Raw genomic sequence first — 16,377 nt, forward strand, 5'->3', positions numbered from 1 at the left:
AATGTTGTTCGCTTCCTTTTTCGTTAGTTTACTTAATTATAGCAAATTGTTTAGAAAATTTCGAGAAAAGCTTTGCTTTCCCACATTTAATTTTTAAAGGTGCTTACGTAAATTATTAAATGGTCTATTTTTCATTTATAGGAAAAAAGTTTATTAGATAAGTAGAAACCCTTTAATTAGATAAAGGGTATTCAAAAAAAGATGAAAAAATAGACTTTTCTGTTAAAATAAAGTTATGAAAAAAACAAAGTTTTCAGTAACGATTGATGAGAAGGGAAAACTCCTTCTTGAACTTTCCTCTGGTGCCACGATCCGTATCTTTGATAGTAATAATAGTCGTTTTGCCCTCAAAAAAGGTGAAATATTTTTCCTAACGAAAAAAAGCCAGATTATTATGATTGCTGCCGATAAAAAAATAATCCCTAAGTTGGAATTTGATAAAGTTATTGTCCTTGATCCTAAGGCATATGAAATAGACACTGCCTATCTTGAAGCTTTTCTCCTCGACAAAGCTCAAGAAGCTTCTATGAAGTTAGCCGTCTTTTCTGAAAGGATTAAACTCCCCTCAAATGTCTACACCATCTGTAGTAAAGCTGCTGATGAATTTTTGCCTAGCCTTGAAGCGTTCGGTTTTAAACTCGCAAAGAATAAAGCTTTTTCAGCTAAAGCGCAACACCGCTGGAAAAAGGCTATCTCAGATATTCCATTTCATATTAAACATGAAGGAACATCCGGCACAGTTATCTGGCAAAAATCTACCGAAATGAGGCTGCTTGCAGGTGCAAAAATGCTACCTAATGAGGCAGCTCCTAAAAGGGCCGATGGTACCCTTGGCTTCACTGCAAAATTTACGTTAAACCTTAGGGAAGAAAATCAAGAAAAATTCGATCCTGAAACTTGGACCACTACTGAAGACATCATTCTGCGTTCCGTCAATGAAATCGGCCATTTTCTCTACTTTGCAGGAACAAACAGCTGGTTGGAAATGTTTGATGACCAAGGACGTTCAATCCATGAACTAACCGTTGTTAACTAAGGAGCGACTATGATTGATTATACTCTAGAGCATAAAAACCCGTTCATCTTAGCGGCTTATGGTTTTCCCATTCAAGCCGCGCTGCAAGACTACCGCTCTTTGGCCCTCGAAAGAGAAATATTTGAGTTGAGTTTGCAAAATGATGGCCGCTTAGCAAAGCTCAAGAAAAGAGCTAAAAATGAGCGGGAGTGGTCTGTCCATACGGATTACCTCGGAAAACCTTGGAATTATTTTGCAGTGGAGAGTCGCAAAGAGCTGAAGGATGACTGTCGTTTACTCAAATTTCCTGAAAGTAACTATATTGTAATTTCTGATACAGCAGCTAAGGGAAAAATTTTTGAACATTTGTCACATCAAGCTTTTCGAAAAATCCTCCCCAAAGTTATGGACTATACCTATCTTGGTGGTCCACATCTTGCTTATCGTCAAGAGCGACCTGATGGCAGTTATTACGGTGAGATTTGGTTACCGGTCATTAAAAAATAAAAAAAGCTCAGAAATACTCTGAGTTTTTTTGCTTCAAATATCACCAAAAACAAGGCTCGGGCGCGCATTAAGTGATAAATCAGTAAAGTTTTCCCTTTCCATCTCTATAGTTGCTGCTGCTGCTATCATTCCAGCATTATCACCACAGAGGCGAAGGGGAGGCAATATGACTTTAATATCCTTCATATCGGTGGCAAGCCGCTCACGTAAACCTTGATTAGCGGATACTCCTCCACCAACGATTAAGGTTTTAGCTGGGTATTGTTCAAGGGCACGTTTGGTTTTAGCAATTAAGACATCAACCACCGCTGCTTGAAAACTGGCAGCTAAATTTTCTAAGTCTGTAGCCACTAAATCTTGTCCTTGCTGTTTTGCATTATGAACAAGATTGATAAATGCCGATTTCAGACCACTAAAAGACATTTCCAAACCATCTGCTGCAGTCATCATTGCACGTGGAAAAGCATAAGTATCTTCTCCTTTATGTGCCAACTCATCAATCTCCTTCCCTGAAGGATAAGTTAGCCCCATGACACGGCCGACTTTATCATAGGCTTCCCCTGCTGCATCATCTCGTGTTTCACCAATTTTTTTATAGTTTCCCTCAGATTCCACATAAACCAACTCCGTATGCCCACCACTGACTAAAAGAGCCATGGCTGGGTATTCAATAGTATCTACTAAAGCTGCAGCCATAAGATGACCAGCCATGTGATTGACAGGAATTAATGGAAGCTTGTTGGCCCAGGCAAAGGTTTTCGCTGCCATAATACCCACAAGTAAAGCCCCAACAAGCCCTGGACCTTCTGTCACAGCTACAGCTGAGAGTTCTTTTGCAGTAATACCAGCTTGCTCTAAGGCCTCATCAATACAGGCGGTAATTTGTTCCACGTGATGCCGGCTAGCCACCTCAGGGACTACTCCACCAAAACGTTTATGGCTATTCACCTGACTTGCAATAACATTAGAGAGAAGTTCTGTGCCATTTTTCAAAACAGCGACAGATGTCTCATCACAAGAGGTTTCGAAAGCTAATATATATTTGTCATTCATTTTATTGTATCTTCCTCATTAGAATCGCATCTTCTGTCGGGTGCGAATAGTAGTTTTTCCGAGTATAGAAGGCCTCGAAATTATATTTTTTATAGAGATTTTGCGCTGGTTTATTAGATTCCCGTACTTCTAAAAACAGGGTACCAGCAAAATCAGCAACTTGATCCATCAACGTGCTGGCTATTTTGTTACTTTGAAATTCTGGCTTCACTGCAAGGTTGGTAATTTCCATCTCTTCCATGATCACTTGAATTGCTAAAAAACCAACAAGCTCATCGTCTACTTCAGCTAGAAAATAGATATCCCTTTTCAGGTTGCTAAGGAGATAGGATTCAGACCAAGGTGATTCTCCATAGCAAAGTTCTAAAATTTCTTTTAGCTTACAGGCTATGTCCTGCGTATCAAACTTTGCAGAATCAAAACGTTCAATTTTCATGTTCAGCTCTCAACTGTCTTGACATCCACACAGCATCACCGCCGTCCTCATAATAGTGAGAAATCAGCTTCCCTGTTGAAAAACCTAAGCGACGGTAAAGACCTTGAGCTTTTGTATTGTCACGCCGCACTTCAAGCGTCATCTGCTGCTTACCAAGAAGTGTCATTAGACGAATCATTTGGTTGACGAGATTACTCCCAACACCCTTACCTTGATAGGCTACAGCAACCGCAAGATTTGTGATATGCACGACTTTACCCCGTTCCGTAAGGCGAACCCCAATGAAACCAATAAGATTATCGTCAACGACTGCTGAAACAAAGAAGGCATTCTCATCCTGAACTATCTCGTGTTCAAAATGCGAAAAAGTCCACGGAACTTCTCCATCATAAACATCACGCTCAATTGCAAGCATGTCTACAATATCTTTACGCTCTGCCAAGCGATAATCTACACCGTCAATATTTGACTTTAAGTCCACCTCATCCATATTAAGATAACGACGTGGTTCAAATCCTTTGAACATATTCGCCAGTAGCGTTTTCAGATTCTTCATGTGTCTCCAACCATTTCTCTTCTGCTTCAACTTTTTTCAAATAATTTGGAGCAAAGCCGTGAACCGCTACAGGTTTTAGTTTTTTTCCAAATAGGGCGATTTGATAAGCTGAAGGTAGTTTGTCTAAGCTGTCTTCAATAATTTCAAAGTTTGTAAACCCTGCAGCTTCAATGTCAGCCACAAAGTTTTCTGTTTCCCCTGTAAATACAAGCGGAAGATTCTTATCTAAGTTTGCTAAGAAGTCACGAAAGACACAATGCTGTCCTATGACAACTTCATTATCTTCTTGGTAAAGCGCAGCATAAGCGTTACCACGACGTGCATCCATCACAGGAACAACGGCTCTGTCCGTTTTCAATCTTCTTGCAATAGCGAAAAGACTTGAGACACCAACGATGTCCTTATTTAAACTGTAAGCAAGCGTCTTTCCGACAGTCGCTGCTAAACGCAATCCTGTATAAGATCCTGGACCTTGGGCTACAACAATGCGGTCAAGTTCACTCGCTTCTACTGCTGATTGGTGCATCAAAAAGTCAACAGATGTCATCAGAGTAGTGCTATGATTTTTCTTTAAATTTAGAGTAATCTCTCCCAACAAAACATCATTATCGACAAGTGCCACAGACAAGGCCTTACTTGAACTGTCAAAAGCTAAAATTTTCACGAGATTCTATTCTCCATTCTTCTTATTTTATTATACCCTAATATCTGCATCTCAGTAATTACTTTTCACACTATCGAATATGCAAGTCAGAACAAAGTGTGTAGCTCTTTTAAACATCTAGAAGTATACGATAGCATCTATTATAACATTTTTTATATTTCTTGAAATTTTTCGCTTTCCTATTTTGTATTTTTCTTTATCACTGACAAAAGTATTACTATTATTTTCACTCAACTTTTTGTCTGTCTTTTACTTCTTTGAAAAAGCTCTTCTTGTTCTAAATGCTTTGGCTCTATAAACCTTTACTTTTCATTATCTCCATTTTATGCTAAAATGAAAGTAACTGTAAAACTGAAACACTCGGAAACAAAAGAAAGGAAAGCGAATTTTTATTCGCTCAAATATAATATGATTTTCAAAGCATTTTACCAAGAAGACAAAACACGTTCACCACGTCGTGAAACAACTAAGGTTCTCTACCTTGACCTTGATGTTACAGATACACGTGAAGGTGTCATCTTAGCGCGCGAACTTTTAGCTGCAAACACAGACTATCACGTTGAATTCATCGATTCACTTTCAGACGAAGCCATTGAATATGAAAAAGAAAACGGTGGCCTTGAAATTACAAGCTTTTAATTAAAAAAAGATGCTTGCAACTTGCATCATCAAAAGATTTACTGCAAAACACTTTAGAAAGGGACAAAAGTCACCACTCTAAAGTGATTTTGTCATACAAATATGTATAGAAAGAAAACAATGATTAAACCATTAAAAATTAACTCCGACGAAGTCGCAGTTTACGCGATTGGCGGACTGGGCGAAATCGGAAAAAACACATATGGTGTCGAATATCAAGATGAAATTATCATCATCGATGCCGGTATAAAATTTCCAGAAGATGACCTATTAGGTGTCGATTATGTTATCCCAGATTATAGTTATATTGTCGAAAATATCGACCGTATCAAAGGGCTCTTCATTACACATGGACACGAGGATCACATCGGTGGTATTCCCTTCTTGCTTAAGCAAGCGAATATCCCTATTTATGCAGGTCCGTTATCACTTGCTTTAATTCGTGGAAAATTGGAAGAACACGGGCTTTTGCGTGATGCAAAACTCTTTGAAATTCATGCGGACAGCGAAATTAAATTTAACAACTTAAGTGTTAACTTTTTCCGTACAACTCACTCCATTCCAGAACCTTTGGGTATTGTTGTGGAAACACCTCAAGGTAAAGTTGTAGCCACAGGTGACTTCAAGTTTGACTTTACGCCTGTTGGTGAGCCCGCTGATTTACATCGTATGGCGGCTCTTGGTGAAGAAGGTGTTTTGCTTCTTCTCTCTGACTCAACCAATGCCGAAATTCCAATCTTCTCTCACTCTGAAAAAGTTGTTGGCCAAAATATCATGAAGATTTTCGAACGCATTGAAGGACGCATTATTTTCGCTTCTTTCGCTTCAAACATCTTCCGTTTACAGCAAGCCGTTGATGGTGCTGTGAAAACCGGACGCAAGATTGTTGTCTTTGGCCGTTCTATGGAGAAAGCCATAGTTAACGGACTTGAACTTGGATATATTAAAGCCCCTAAAGGAACTTTTATTGAACCAAATGAGGTGAACCAATACAATTCAAGCGAACTACTCATTATGTGTACGGGTTCTCAAGGTGAACCAATGGCTGCTCTAAGCCGTATCGCTAATGGTATGCACCGTCATATCACACTACAAATGGGAGACACCGTTGTGTTCTCATCTAACGCGATACCAGGTAACACACATGGTGTAAACCAGTTGGCTAACACAATCACCGAAGCTGGTGCAACCGTGGTTTATGGTAAGATGAATAACATTCACACTTCTGGTCACGGTGGACAACAGGAGCAGAAATTGATGCTCCGTTTGATTAAACCAAAATACTTCATGCCTGTCCATGGTGAGTACCGTATGTTAAAAATTCATGCTGGGCTCGCTCAAGATACTGGTGTTCCTAAAGAAAATTGTTTCATTTTCGAAAATGGAGATGTTCTGGCTTTAACTGCTGATTCAGCACGTTATGCTGATCATTTCCCTGCTGCTGATACTTATGTTGATGGCTCAGGTATTGGTGATGTCGGTAATGCAGTGCTTCATGATCGTCATGAGCTTGCTGAAGATGGTATTGTTCTTGCTGTTGCTACTGTGGATTTCAAAAATAAAACAGTGCTTGCAGGTCCTGATATGTTAAGTCGCGGCTTTATTTACATGCGTGAGTCTGGGGATTTGATCCGTAATGGTCAACGTGTACTTTTCAATGCTATCCGTGAAGCCATGCTCAATACCGAAAATGCTAATGAAGCTGTTGTGGCACGGGCAATGCGTGAAGCGTTGGCTCCATTCCTCTATAAACAAACTGAACGTCGTCCACTTATCGTTCCGATGATTATGACACCTGACGAAAAATAATACAAAAACCACATCTTTCGATGTGGTTTTTTATTTCCTGTTCTAGGCGCATTAAGCTTATTTTCAGTTATTTTACTATAATTAAGGATAAAAAACGTTTGAATATCTGAGGACTTTCATGTATAAATTCTCCAAAATTATCTTTGCTTATTATCTTCTATTTCTATTTTGGGGGATTCTTTTTAAATTTGATATCACACATACGATAAATACAGCACATTTGTTCCCTTCACGTAGCTTAAATGTTTCACCTTTTGATGCTTCTGGTGGACGTTTAGAAATCCTTTTTAATATCCTTATTTTTATTCCTTTTGGTTTTTTTATGGGTCGCTTTTCAGAACGGAGCTTTCTTGGAAAATGGGGAACAATTTTCCTTGTCAGTCTCTTTGTCGAAATCCTTCAATATATTTTCGGCATCGGAGCCACCGATATAACCGACATCATCACAAATACTTCCGGTGGTTTGATGGGACTCTTGCTTTATCATGCCTTTCAGAAAAACGAAAGAAGACAAGATGTAGTAAGCTTGTTTTTTGGTGGCTTTCTTCTCTTCTTTACTTTCATTCTTTTACTTCATTAAAAAGAGCTGATGTTAATCAGTTTTTTTATTTGGGCATACTCAATGGAAAACCGCTGATGGAGAGCTTCTTTTTCTTCCTCACTAATAAAGGCGCCATCAATAGCATAATGATTGATTTTTTCAAAATCATTCACCTGAAAATCATACCATTCTGCAATTTTCTCATATTCCTTTTGCAAGTTGGTATTACTTACTGTGCGATTGTCAGTATTTATGGTTACATGAAGACCTTTCTTATACAATTCCAAAAAAGGATATTCTTCAAGATGGTGGATAGCTTTTGTTTGAAAATTACTTGTTGGTGCCATTTCCAAAACGATACCCAACTCTATCAAAACATGTTGATAGTCTGGAAGCTCTTTCGTCATGATGCCATGTCCCAAACGTGTTGCTCCCATCTCGACAGAATCAATAATGTTTTGTTCGCACCCTGGACACTCACCTGCATGCAGTGTGACTTGTACCCCACGACACGTCACCTTATCCAGCAAGGTTTTAAATTTTACTTGAGGGTAGTTTACTTCATCGCCTGCCATATCAAAGCCAACCAAATGCTCATCATCAATTTCATCAAAAAGCGGAACCAACTTTTCCAAACGCTCGATTGGCACCTGACGAAGACCACAGAGGAGAACATTTGCGACAATATCAAAGTCTTCTTCAGCACGAGAAACACCAGCAATAACAGCTTCTACAGCTTCTTCAAGTTCTAGATTTTTTTCCAGATGCTGACCAGGTGCAAAGCGAATTTCAATATATTTGACATTATCCTCAGCAGCTTGACGAACCACATCATAAGCTGCCAGCTCAAGATTAGTATAGCTTTGTAGTAACGGAAGAACGAAGTCAAAACGCTCCAGATATTCCAAAAGACTTTGAGTCGTTTCTGGCGCTTGTGCACAATTCAGTATTTCATCATCACTCATATTTAAATCGTACCCTATGTTATTAGCCAGCTGCTTAATACAAGACAAACTGAGTGAACCATCAAGATGACAATGAAGTTCAACTTTCGGCATTAAAGCAATGGTTTCTGAATTAAGCATTAGATTAGAGCCCCCATAAAAATATATTTTTTCTATTTTACGCTTTTTTCTTACGACATGCAAATTTTTTTGCCAAGAAAAAAGATATTGGAACACGATATTCTTACATGCATTGGTGAGCGATTTTATTTTTAAAACTTTAAACTAAAGGCGTCCAATGTTAATTTTTGCCCCAACCTCTTTACTTATCTATTTTAAGCACATATTCCTTATGCCCATTGATTTCTTTCTCTTCCACCTCTGTTTCAGGTGGAAGTGTAAAGGCTGGGCGGACATAGGCAGGGTAAACTACGCCATTTCCTCCAAACCTCCCCTCATAACCAATCACTTTAACCACTGCAGAGGCAGTTTCAAAAACTGTACGCAACCACCAAGGATAGCTAACATGGTCTCCTTCTAAATAGGCAAGTCTATCCTCTCTAATCCCTCCTTTTCGTCTGAAATATAGTAAGTTACAGTCACCTTCCAAACGGAGTCCGTCCTTAAAATTTCCTACATCAATATCCGAAAGCAAGAAAAGCTTCCGCTCTATTTTTTCCAAATATCTTTTTGAGGATGTCGGTTCTAAGGGTTCAATCGCAATTTCTGTGAGAGGGATCCGATCCTTCACTCCTTTGGAAAAACGCTTGATAAAGTCCTTGTGCATAAAGGCATCCGGTATGCTATGTCCATAATAGGCTTCCTCCCAACTATCCCGAAAAGACATGGGTGGATCTACGAGGTGTTTTCTTAAAAGCAAAACATTACCTTGACCGATATAATTTTTCGTGAGCACCAGATAAGGCACTAGCTTACCATCTTCTTTGATGTGAACAGTATATCCTAAGCGTTTATCCTTGTCATAAGCTAAATCTCTTAGAGTTTGTGGATCTTTTACGGGAAGTAAATACACGAGTTCCTCTCTCTTTATAAGGGCAATTGAAAGGACAAGACTTAAGAACAGTGAAGTAATAAGAAAAAAATTTTTTTTACTGGTCATCTGACTTTACCTCTCTGAACTTCGCAACAAGTTCTTCCTCAGCTTTTACTTGATGCTGATAAGTATTTTCCGAAGATAGAAGTTCATCTCCTTTGTACCAACCTACAAACTCTGCATTTTCTCGTGGAATAGAATATAAGGGCGAATAGTTTGCAAAGCGAGTCATTCCACCTCCTAAAACAAAGCCTAGGTTTTCGTTTTCCACTCTAACATTTGTCGCATAATATTTTGATGACTCTTCTTTACCTCTCGTTTCTGAGCTTAGCTGCTCTCCCTCCTTGATGAGTTCAGTAGCTTTATTTTCTGATTCTTTATAGAGGTTTATCTCAACTTTTTCTCCCGCATTTAGTTCAACATCTTCAAACTCTTCGGTCAGAAATACGCTTCCGTCCATATTATCAATGGTCTGTACCGTATAATCCACCTTGGTCGCCTCGCTGGCTTGGACAAGTACTGTCGTGTCTTCTGCTGCTGAAGTGGAAAGCTCCATGACTTCATCCGTCGAATACTCCTCCATCTCCCCTGTTTCACGTTTTACCTTGATGTCTACATCTCCTGCTATTAGGATGCGTTTTGAGGTTTTACTTGGCTCAGGAGTCTCAATCTTTTCCTTCTGATAATTTTCATCCTGCGCCCTCAACCATGCGAGACAAAGGTCAGGATGATGCGCTTGGGCGACTGGGTCTAAGTTTGATACAAGGGTCACTGAGAGATTGGGGTGTTTAATCATAAATTTGAACACAAGCTCTCGAAAAGTCTCTGCTAAAGACTCAATTCGTACCTCTGAATGATTGACCAACCCCATGGTTCTCAACCAGTCAACAACAATTTTTTTCACCTTCGTTGCATCACTTCCTAACATCATAGAGGTGACAAGATTTTTAAATAAACTTTTTGTAAGTTTTTCCCTGTCTTCAACCCGTGTTGTGAAATAGAGTTCAGCTAGTATTCGTATGTCTTCTTGATGTGCATTTACATATTTGTTTCTGTTCTTTATCCTTTCTACTGCAAAAAATCTAATGATATCATCCAGAGATTCATTCATTCTCTTACCCTTTGGGTCATCCACAATTAACCCATTAAAAATATCCAGTATACTTATTTTTTTAGCTTGAAATTCTTCTAGTTTATAGATTAAGTTAGAGTCTAGCTTTTTTAATTCCGCTTCCATTCGACTTTTAGCAGTTTCATAAACCTCTTGGGGAAGTAAAGTTTTATCAGGCAAAGACGAATCCTGCCCATAACGCGTAAACTCAAACGGATAGACCTCCGGTCCCACTTTGGTTACCACATCATTGACATTAATAACATTAACAATATTGTCATGCCGTCCCTCTCTATTCCCTGTTCCCTTCAAAGTCCCCGCAGGTGCTTCAAAGCAGAAAGCATACATATCTTCTGCTTTGAGTTCGCCACTGGCTAGCTTACGTCCCTTATTTAAAGCACCAGCGGTCAGATTGGTCACTGCTGCAGCTCGGCTATAGCCGTTAATCCAAAGTTTTACCTTGCCTGTCACCTTGTGTTCTTTCAGGTATTGGTCTAAGAAGGTCAGCGCTTTTTCACTGGCTTCTCTAAAACCCTGATGTTCGCCTGACCGTCCCAGAGTCAAGTTACTGGCCCACTCTGCTTCGTAACCGCCACCACGAATAGCTAGAGCTATCAAGGTATAGTCTTCTTCTTTGACCGTCAGTTTTTTCTGGGCAATAACCGCCCCGATCGAGTCTGTCGAGGGTCTTTCTTGAAAATGTTGGTTGGCCTTGAATTTTTCAAAACCGATTTCTTCCAGCAGGTTCTTCGCGTTTCTAATTTTTAAAAGATAGTTTTTTTCTTGGATACTGGACCAAGCAGCCAATTCTAGGTTGAGCGACATGGTCGCTAGCCGTGGGTCATAAGGGCGATTTTTCTCCTGGCGATAAGCATAAGCACTCTGCTCAAAATAAGAGTCACTGTAGTGGTAAACTGCTTGAGAATCCCTACCTTCTTTTCCTGCAGGTGCGGAACCATAATTAAAAGTCCCTGACTGAAACTCCTTGCCTGCCTCCTTACTTTTAAAAACAAAATCCATATCTTGTACATCTCTAAAATCAAAGGCCCCATCTGTTTGGATATTTTGGAAAAAGGTCCGGGCAAATGCTTTGGTCGAGTCCGCAATCTTATCGATAAATACGAAAGTCCGAAAACTTACCTGTTGTTCCGTTTTCATCTTTTGCGCCAGATTATCCGCCGCATTGGCAAACTGATAACTGTATATATCTTTATTTCCATACTTTCCTGTATTTAATTTTTCACCTGTGGTTGGTGTCCGGTCACTGATGATGAAGATATTTTTTTGCCCCTCATCCTTGACTGCTTGCAAGAGCTGCTCTGCCTGCTTCAAACCACTGTGTAAGTTGGTCTTCCCTCGTGTTTCTATCTTTTCCAAAGCGGACAGCAGCTGTTTCTCATCGGGAGTAAAAGCTTATAGCACGGTTGCCTCATCTCCAAAACTCACCAACGCAACCTGGTGCGCCTGCTTGGACGCACCCGACTCTTTTACAAACTTGCCAACTATATCTTTAGTCTGCTTAACGCTTCTTCCCCCCATACTTCTAGAGCTGTCCATCAGAAAAATGCTGTACTGCTTTTTTTTACTGTCATCGGGAGCTTCAAAGCTTATCTTTTGTCTTTGAGCTTCTGACAAACTGATACTTAAATCCAAATCTTTCACTTCTGTAGCAGATATGCGTGTATCAAAAAATATGGGGTGACACAGCACAAACAGCAACAAACATAATTTTTTTAACATCATTCACTCCTTTATTTATCCGTCTTAAGCACATACACCATCTGCCCGTTATTCTCTTTTTCCTCTACCTCTGTTTCAGGTGGAAGCGTAAAGGCTGGGCGGACATGGGCAGGGTAGACAACACCCCCGCCTGATAACATTCCCTCGTCATCAACTCCTTTAACTACTGTGGAGGCCGTCGCAAAAGCCGTACGGAGCCACCAGCTGTTAGGAGTAGAAGCCCCAGCTAAATAAGCTAATCTGTCCTCTTTCACACCCCCTTTTCGCTTAAAATACAGTAAGTTACAGTCATCTTCAAAACGAACTCTACCCTTGTAATTTCCTACATCAATATCCGAAAGTAAGAAAAGTTGCCGCTTTATTTTTTCTATATGCCCCCTTCCTGCATTTTCTTCTGAGGGTTTTATCCCCAGCTCTGTAGAAGGAATATTTTCTTGGACATCTTTAGACAAACGCTTGATAAAGTCTTTGTGCATAAAGGCATCTGGTATGCTATGCCCGTAATAAGCTTCCTCCCAGCCATCTCGAAAAGACATGGGCGGATCTACAAGATGCTTTCGAAGCAATAAAACATTACCTTGTCCGATGTAATTTTTCGCAAGAACCAGATAAGGTACTAGCTTTCCATCTTCTTTGATGTGAACGGTGTAGCCTAAACGCTTGTCCTTGTCATAGGCTAAATCTCTTAATACTTGTGGCTCTTTTGCAGGAAGTAAATACACAAGTTTTTCTCTATTTACTAAAAGAGCTGTTACTGCGATACTAAAGAACAGAGAAAATACAATCAGAAATATTTTTTTATTGGTCATTTGGGTTCACTCCTTTATTTATCCGCCTTAAGCACATATATTGTCTGCTCGTCGTTCCCTTTTTCCTCCACCTCTGTTTCTGGTGGCAGTGTGAAGGCTGGACGGACATAAGAGATGTAAGCAACACCATTTCCTCCAAGCCTCCCTTTATAATTAACTACACTAGCTACTACAGAATCCGTCGCAAAAGCAGTACGGAGCCACCAACTGTAAGGAGTTGAATTCCCATCTGAATAAGCTAACCTGTCCTCTTTTACTCTACCTTTTCGCTTAAAATAAAGTAAATTACGGTCATCCCCCATACGATACTTGCCTCTATCATCTCCAGCATCAACGTCCGAAAGCAAGAAAAGTTTCCGCTTTATTTTTTCTATATGCCCCATTCCTGCATTTTTTGCCGAGGGTTTTATCCCCAGCTCTGTAAGGGGGATATTTTTCTGCACATCTTTAGACAAACGCTTGATAAAGTCCTTGTGCATAAAGGCATCCGGTATGCTGTGGCCATAATAAGCTTCCTCCCAGCCATCTCGAAAAGACATGGGCGGATCTAGCAGGTATTTGCGAAGCAACAAGACATTGCCTTGATTAATGTAATTTTTCGTGAGCACCAGATAGGGCACCAACTTTCCTTCTTCTTTGATGTGAATGGTGTAGCCCAAGCGTTTGTCCTTGTCATAGGCTAAATCTCTTAATACTTGTGGCTCTTTTGCGGGTAATAGATAAATAAAATCCTCTCTTTTCACAACTATAAACACAGCAATAAGTATTTGTAGCAAACTTAAGACTAAAAACATCATCATCTTTTTTTACTTTTCAATCGTCTTTCTCCTTAAAAATCGTGATAAATCCTTCACTAACTAATACGAGAAAAAAACGAAATTAACACTAAAAAAAGCAAAGAAAAAAGAACAAGAAGTTATCCTTGTTCTTTTAGTTTGCCGCGGCATTTGCCACAGGCATATTTTTTTATATCAATTTTACGTTGACGTTGATAAATCTGCTGACAGCTTTGACACACATAAGTATGTTTAGCCTCTCTTATTGATGGAGCATAACGTAAACCTCCTACTTGAGCAAGTAAATCCTTGAACTCCCTGTCTTTATGCTTATAACCTCGTTGCTGGTCATAGAGATGATAATGAACCAGCTCATGGAGAATAATACCATCAAACTCTGCTCGATTTGCCATTTTAGGGTTAAAATCCAAATGCATATCCTTAGGAAAAAAGCGACCGCCCGTACTGCGTAACCTATTATTCCACTGAGCAGTATGCAGAAATGGGCGCGCAAATTTCTCTATAGAGAGATGGCGCACATAGTCCGTTAATTCCTCATTGTTCACGTGGTTCAACCAAAGTTAAATTAATCTTACCACGCTCTTGGTCAATTGATTTTACCCAAACGGTTACGATTTGTCCGACAGCAACAACTTCATGAGGATTTTTCACAAAGTTTTTGCTCAGGTCAGAAACATGAATCAATCCGTCATTTTTAATACCAATATCCACAAAGGCACCAAAATCGACAACGTTACGCACTGCTCCTTCAAGTTTTTGGCCCACACGTAAATCGCTCGCGGAAAGAACATCTTGGCGTAAGATTGGTGCATCAAAATTATCACGTAAATCACGTCCTGGCTTTGTCAAATCAGCAATAATATCTGTCAATGTTTCGCGACCAACCCCAAGTTTTTCTGACATTTCGGAAATATTTACTTTTTTCAAAATTGCTGCGGAATTCGCATCGAGGTCTGCTATATCAAGTGTTTCAAGTAATTTTTCGACCACTTGATACGACTCTGGATGGACTCCAGTGTTATCAAGGAAATTCTTTGCTTCAGGAATACGAAGGAAGCCTGCTGCCTGCTCAAAAGCTTTCGCCCCTAAACGTGGAACTTTTTTCAACTGCGCACGGCTTTTGAGAGCTCCATTTTCCTCACGAAACTTCACGACATTGTTGGCTAAGGTTTTGTTAAAACCAGCAACATGTGAAAGTAGCGCTGGACTTGCTGTATTTACATTGACACCAACTTGGTTGACGACCGTTTCAACAACAAAGTCCAAGTTTTCGGTAAGTTTCTTCTCTGCAACATCATGTTGATATTGTCCTACACCAATAGCTTTCGGTTCTATTTTCACCAACTCAGCCAAAGGATCTTGCAACCTTCTTGCAATGGAAATAGCCGAACGTTTTTCTACCGTCAAGTCCGGAAACTCTTCACGCGCCAACTCTGATGCCGAGTAAACAGAAGCCCCAGATTCACTCACGATGACATAAAAGACATCAGACAGGCTGTTTTCTTTTAAGACTTCGGCCACAAATGCTTCGGATTCACGACTGGCTGTTCCATTACCAATAGCTATCATATCAACCTTATATTTAGAAATAAGCGCTGCTAAATCCTTTTTCGCTTGGGCAATTTGACTCGCATTAGCAGGTTTTACTGGATAGATAACTGTCGTCGTCAAAAGTTTACCTGTTGCATCAACAATGGCAAGCTTTGCTCCTGTACGATATGCGGGGTCAAAACCCATCACTGTTCGCCCTTTAAGCGGTGCCACCAAGAGTAGATTTTTCAAATTTTCACCAAACACTTCGATGGCTGCATCTTCAGCTTTTTCTGTTAATTCACCCCGTACTGCACGTTCCATCGCTGGAAGCAGCTTTTTCTTCACTGCTTCTTTTATGGCTAAACTCATATATTTGTTGTTTCGCGCAGCAAAACGATTTTCAAAAAAGCGTAAAATCTTATCTTCGTTATGTTCAAATTTCACAGAAAGAACGCCCATCTTTTCGCCACGATTCAAAGCGAGTACACGATGATTAGGAAGCTCAGATACTTTCTCCGCAAATTCATAATAAATTTGGAAGACTTTTTTCTCATCAAGGCTTTGCTCTTTCAGACGACTTTCTAAGAGGCTATTTTGTTTCACTTCGCTCAATAGCCAGCTCCGCAATTTAGCATCCTCAGAGATCGCCTCTGCCAGGATATCCATGGCACCTTGAAGCGCTTTTGCTACTGTGGCGAAAGTTTCATTCGTATATTTCTCTGCTTCTGCTTCAAGACTTGGTGTATTTTTAACAATGAGTTGTGCAAGCGGGAAAAGACCATTTTCTTTCGCCACTGTGGCTTTTGTGCGGCGTTTTTCTTTATAAGGAAGATAAAGGTCTTCAACTTCGGACAGCTTCTCAGCCGCTGCTATTTGAGCCTTAAGCGCATCCGTTAATTTGCCTTGCTCCTCAATCTTGGACAGCACTGCTGTTTTTCGATCCTTAAGTTTTGTTAGGCTATCATTTTCGTCAATAATTTTTTTGATTTCAACTTCATCTAAGCTGCCCGTAACTTCTTTTCGATAACGGGCAATAAAAGGTACTGTGTTACCTTCTGCTGTCAGTTCAAGTACTTTTTGAACTTGTGAACTTTTAATATTTAGTAATTCAGCTATTTTTTGCGTATTTTCCATTCTTCCATTTTACCATATTATCACCATTTTCAATT

General features: G+C 39.8%; 17 protein-coding genes. 5 read left to right on the forward strand and 12 right to left on the reverse strand.

Annotation, left to right across the window (positions count from 1 at the left end):
* Positions 1 to 235 precede the first annotated feature (235 nt).
* The gene (locus J0J33_RS01270) at positions 236 to 1,036 is read left to right on the forward strand and encodes a hypothetical protein (RefSeq protein WP_206921751.1); all 801 of its coding nucleotides are present in this window, start codon (positions 236 to 238) and stop codon (positions 1,034 to 1,036) included.
* Between the two features lie 9 nt (positions 1,037 to 1,045).
* Positions 1,046 to 1,522 (forward strand): effector binding domain-containing protein, encoded by a 477-nt coding sequence (locus tag J0J33_RS01275; protein WP_019291802.1) that lies wholly within the window; start codon positions 1,046 to 1,048, stop codon positions 1,520 to 1,522.
* Positions 1,523 to 1,555: 33 nt separating this feature from the next.
* Here J0J33_RS01275 and tsaD read toward each other — a convergent pair whose 3' ends face one another.
* From tsaD to tsaB, 4 genes are read right to left on the reverse strand one after another with little or no spacing between them, the layout of a single operon-like run.
* On the reverse strand, positions 1,556 to 2,575 hold the full coding sequence (gene tsaD / locus J0J33_RS01280) for a tRNA (adenosine(37)-N6)-threonylcarbamoyltransferase complex transferase subunit TsaD (protein WP_019291803.1): 1,020 nt from the start codon (positions 2,573 to 2,575) through the stop codon (positions 1,556 to 1,558).
* A 1-nt stretch (position 2,576) separates the two neighbouring features.
* Positions 2,577 to 3,011: a ribosomal protein S18-alanine N-acetyltransferase gene (gene rimI / locus J0J33_RS01285; RefSeq protein WP_019291804.1), complete on the reverse strand. Its 435-nt coding sequence runs from the start codon at positions 3,009 to 3,011 to the stop codon at positions 2,577 to 2,579.
* On the reverse strand, positions 3,001 to 3,537 hold the full coding sequence (gene rimI, locus J0J33_RS01290) for a ribosomal protein S18-alanine N-acetyltransferase (RefSeq protein WP_019291805.1): 537 nt from the start codon (positions 3,535 to 3,537) through the stop codon (positions 3,001 to 3,003). Before rimI (J0J33_RS01290) ends, rimI (J0J33_RS01285) begins: the two co-directional genes overlap by 11 nt.
* On the reverse strand, positions 3,521 to 4,231 hold the full coding sequence (gene tsaB / locus J0J33_RS01295; protein ID WP_206888060.1) for a tRNA (adenosine(37)-N6)-threonylcarbamoyltransferase complex dimerization subunit type 1 TsaB: 711 nt from the start codon (positions 4,229 to 4,231) through the stop codon (positions 3,521 to 3,523). The genes rimI (J0J33_RS01290) and tsaB overlap by 17 nt, the downstream gene beginning before the upstream one ends.
* Positions 4,232 to 4,639: 408 nt before the next feature.
* Between tsaB and J0J33_RS01300 the strand changes: the two genes are divergently transcribed.
* The 3 genes from J0J33_RS01300 (at position 4,640) to J0J33_RS01310 (ending at position 7,259) form a co-directional block, all read left to right on the forward strand.
* The gene (locus tag J0J33_RS01300) at positions 4,640 to 4,870 is read left to right on the forward strand and encodes a DNA-directed RNA polymerase subunit epsilon (RefSeq protein ID WP_206888064.1); all 231 of its coding nucleotides are present in this window, start codon (positions 4,640 to 4,642) and stop codon (positions 4,868 to 4,870) included.
* Between the two features lie 120 nt (positions 4,871 to 4,990).
* Positions 4,991 to 6,679, forward strand: coding sequence for a ribonuclease J1 (gene rnjA, locus J0J33_RS01305; RefSeq protein ID WP_019291807.1), 1,689 nt, complete (start codon positions 4,991 to 4,993; stop codon positions 6,677 to 6,679).
* Positions 6,680 to 6,797: 118 nt separating this feature from the next.
* The gene (locus J0J33_RS01310) at positions 6,798 to 7,259 is read left to right on the forward strand and encodes a VanZ family protein (protein ID WP_019293650.1); all 462 of its coding nucleotides are present in this window, start codon (positions 6,798 to 6,800) and stop codon (positions 7,257 to 7,259) included.
* On the opposite strand, the gene add is transcribed toward J0J33_RS01310, so the two are convergent.
* The 8 genes from add to J0J33_RS01345 form a co-directional block, all read right to left on the reverse strand.
* Positions 7,256 to 8,305, reverse strand: a complete 1,050-nt coding sequence (gene add / locus J0J33_RS01315; RefSeq protein WP_206888067.1) for an adenosine deaminase — start codon at positions 8,303 to 8,305, stop codon at positions 7,256 to 7,258. The genes J0J33_RS01310 and add overlap by 4 nt on opposite strands.
* 181 nt (positions 8,306 to 8,486) lie before the next feature.
* A complete protein-coding gene (locus J0J33_RS01320) occupies positions 8,487 to 9,284 on the reverse strand; it encodes a DUF6273 domain-containing protein (protein WP_206888069.1) in 798 nt (265 codons plus the stop codon).
* Positions 9,274 to 11,706, reverse strand: a complete 2,433-nt coding sequence (locus J0J33_RS01325) for a VWA domain-containing protein (protein ID WP_240265591.1) — start codon at positions 11,704 to 11,706, stop codon at positions 9,274 to 9,276. The genes J0J33_RS01320 and J0J33_RS01325 overlap by 11 nt, the downstream gene beginning before the upstream one ends.
* A gap of 36 nt (positions 11,707 to 11,742) precedes the next feature.
* Positions 11,743 to 12,069 (reverse strand): VWA domain-containing protein, encoded by a 327-nt coding sequence (locus J0J33_RS10730; RefSeq protein WP_240265592.1) that lies wholly within the window; start codon positions 12,067 to 12,069, stop codon positions 11,743 to 11,745.
* A gap of 11 nt (positions 12,070 to 12,080) precedes the next feature.
* A complete protein-coding gene (locus J0J33_RS01330) occupies positions 12,081 to 12,878 on the reverse strand; it encodes a DUF6273 domain-containing protein (protein WP_206888074.1) in 798 nt (265 codons plus the stop codon).
* Positions 12,879 to 12,892: 14 nt separating this feature from the next.
* The gene (locus J0J33_RS01335) at positions 12,893 to 13,678 is read right to left on the reverse strand and encodes a DUF6273 domain-containing protein (RefSeq protein WP_206888077.1); all 786 of its coding nucleotides are present in this window, start codon (positions 13,676 to 13,678) and stop codon (positions 12,893 to 12,895) included.
* A 116-nt stretch (positions 13,679 to 13,794) separates the two neighbouring features.
* Positions 13,795 to 14,229, reverse strand: a complete 435-nt coding sequence (locus J0J33_RS01340; RefSeq protein ID WP_061414266.1) for a SprT family protein — start codon at positions 14,227 to 14,229, stop codon at positions 13,795 to 13,797.
* Complete coding sequence (locus J0J33_RS01345) at positions 14,210 to 16,342, reverse strand: Tex family protein (RefSeq protein ID WP_206888080.1); 2,133 nt, start codon at positions 16,340 to 16,342, stop codon at positions 14,210 to 14,212. Before J0J33_RS01345 ends, J0J33_RS01340 begins: the two co-directional genes overlap by 20 nt.
* Between the last annotated feature and the right edge of the window lie 35 nt (positions 16,343 to 16,377).

The organism is Lactococcus sp. LG1267, assembly GCF_017309545.1.
GTDB classification, from domain to species: Bacteria; Bacillota; Bacilli; order Lactobacillales; family Streptococcaceae; genus Lactococcus; species Lactococcus petauri.

Excerpts from the sequence above, each read along its gene's own strand:
- add (WP_206888067.1), bottom strand. The coding sequence starts at position 8,305 with ATGCTTAATTCAGAAACCATTGCTTTAATGCCGAAAGTTGAACTTCAT.
- J0J33_RS01330 (WP_206888074.1), bottom strand. The coding sequence starts at position 12,878 with ATGACCAATAAAAAAATATTTCTGATTGTATTTTCTCTGTTCTTTAGT.
- J0J33_RS01310 (WP_019293650.1), top strand. The coding sequence starts at position 6,798 with ATGTATAAATTCTCCAAAATTATCTTTGCTTATTATCTTCTATTTCTA.
- J0J33_RS01300 (WP_206888064.1), top strand. The coding sequence starts at position 4,640 with ATGATTTTCAAAGCATTTTACCAAGAAGACAAAACACGTTCACCACGT.
- J0J33_RS01345 (WP_206888080.1), bottom strand. The coding sequence starts at position 16,342 with ATGGAAAATACGCAAAAAATAGCTGAATTACTAAATATTAAAAGTTCA.
- J0J33_RS01320 (WP_206888069.1), bottom strand. The coding sequence starts at position 9,284 with ATGACCAGTAAAAAAAATTTTTTTCTTATTACTTCACTGTTCTTAAGT.
- J0J33_RS01275 (WP_019291802.1), top strand. The coding sequence starts at position 1,046 with ATGATTGATTATACTCTAGAGCATAAAAACCCGTTCATCTTAGCGGCT.
- J0J33_RS01270 (WP_206921751.1), top strand. The coding sequence starts at position 236 with ATGAAAAAAACAAAGTTTTCAGTAACGATTGATGAGAAGGGAAAACTC.
- rimI (WP_019291804.1), bottom strand. The coding sequence starts at position 3,011 with ATGAAAATTGAACGTTTTGATTCTGCAAAGTTTGATACGCAGGACATA.
- rimI (WP_019291805.1), bottom strand. The coding sequence starts at position 3,537 with ATGTTCAAAGGATTTGAACCACGTCGTTATCTTAATATGGATGAGGTG.
- rnjA (WP_019291807.1), top strand. The coding sequence starts at position 4,991 with ATGATTAAACCATTAAAAATTAACTCCGACGAAGTCGCAGTTTACGCG.
- J0J33_RS01335 (WP_206888077.1), bottom strand. The coding sequence starts at position 13,678 with ATGATGATGTTTTTAGTCTTAAGTTTGCTACAAATACTTATTGCTGTG.
- tsaD (WP_019291803.1), bottom strand. The coding sequence starts at position 2,575 with ATGAATGACAAATATATATTAGCTTTCGAAACCTCTTGTGATGAGACA.
- J0J33_RS10730 (WP_240265592.1), bottom strand. The coding sequence starts at position 12,069 with ATGTTAAAAAAATTATGTTTGTTGCTGTTTGTGCTGTGTCACCCCATA.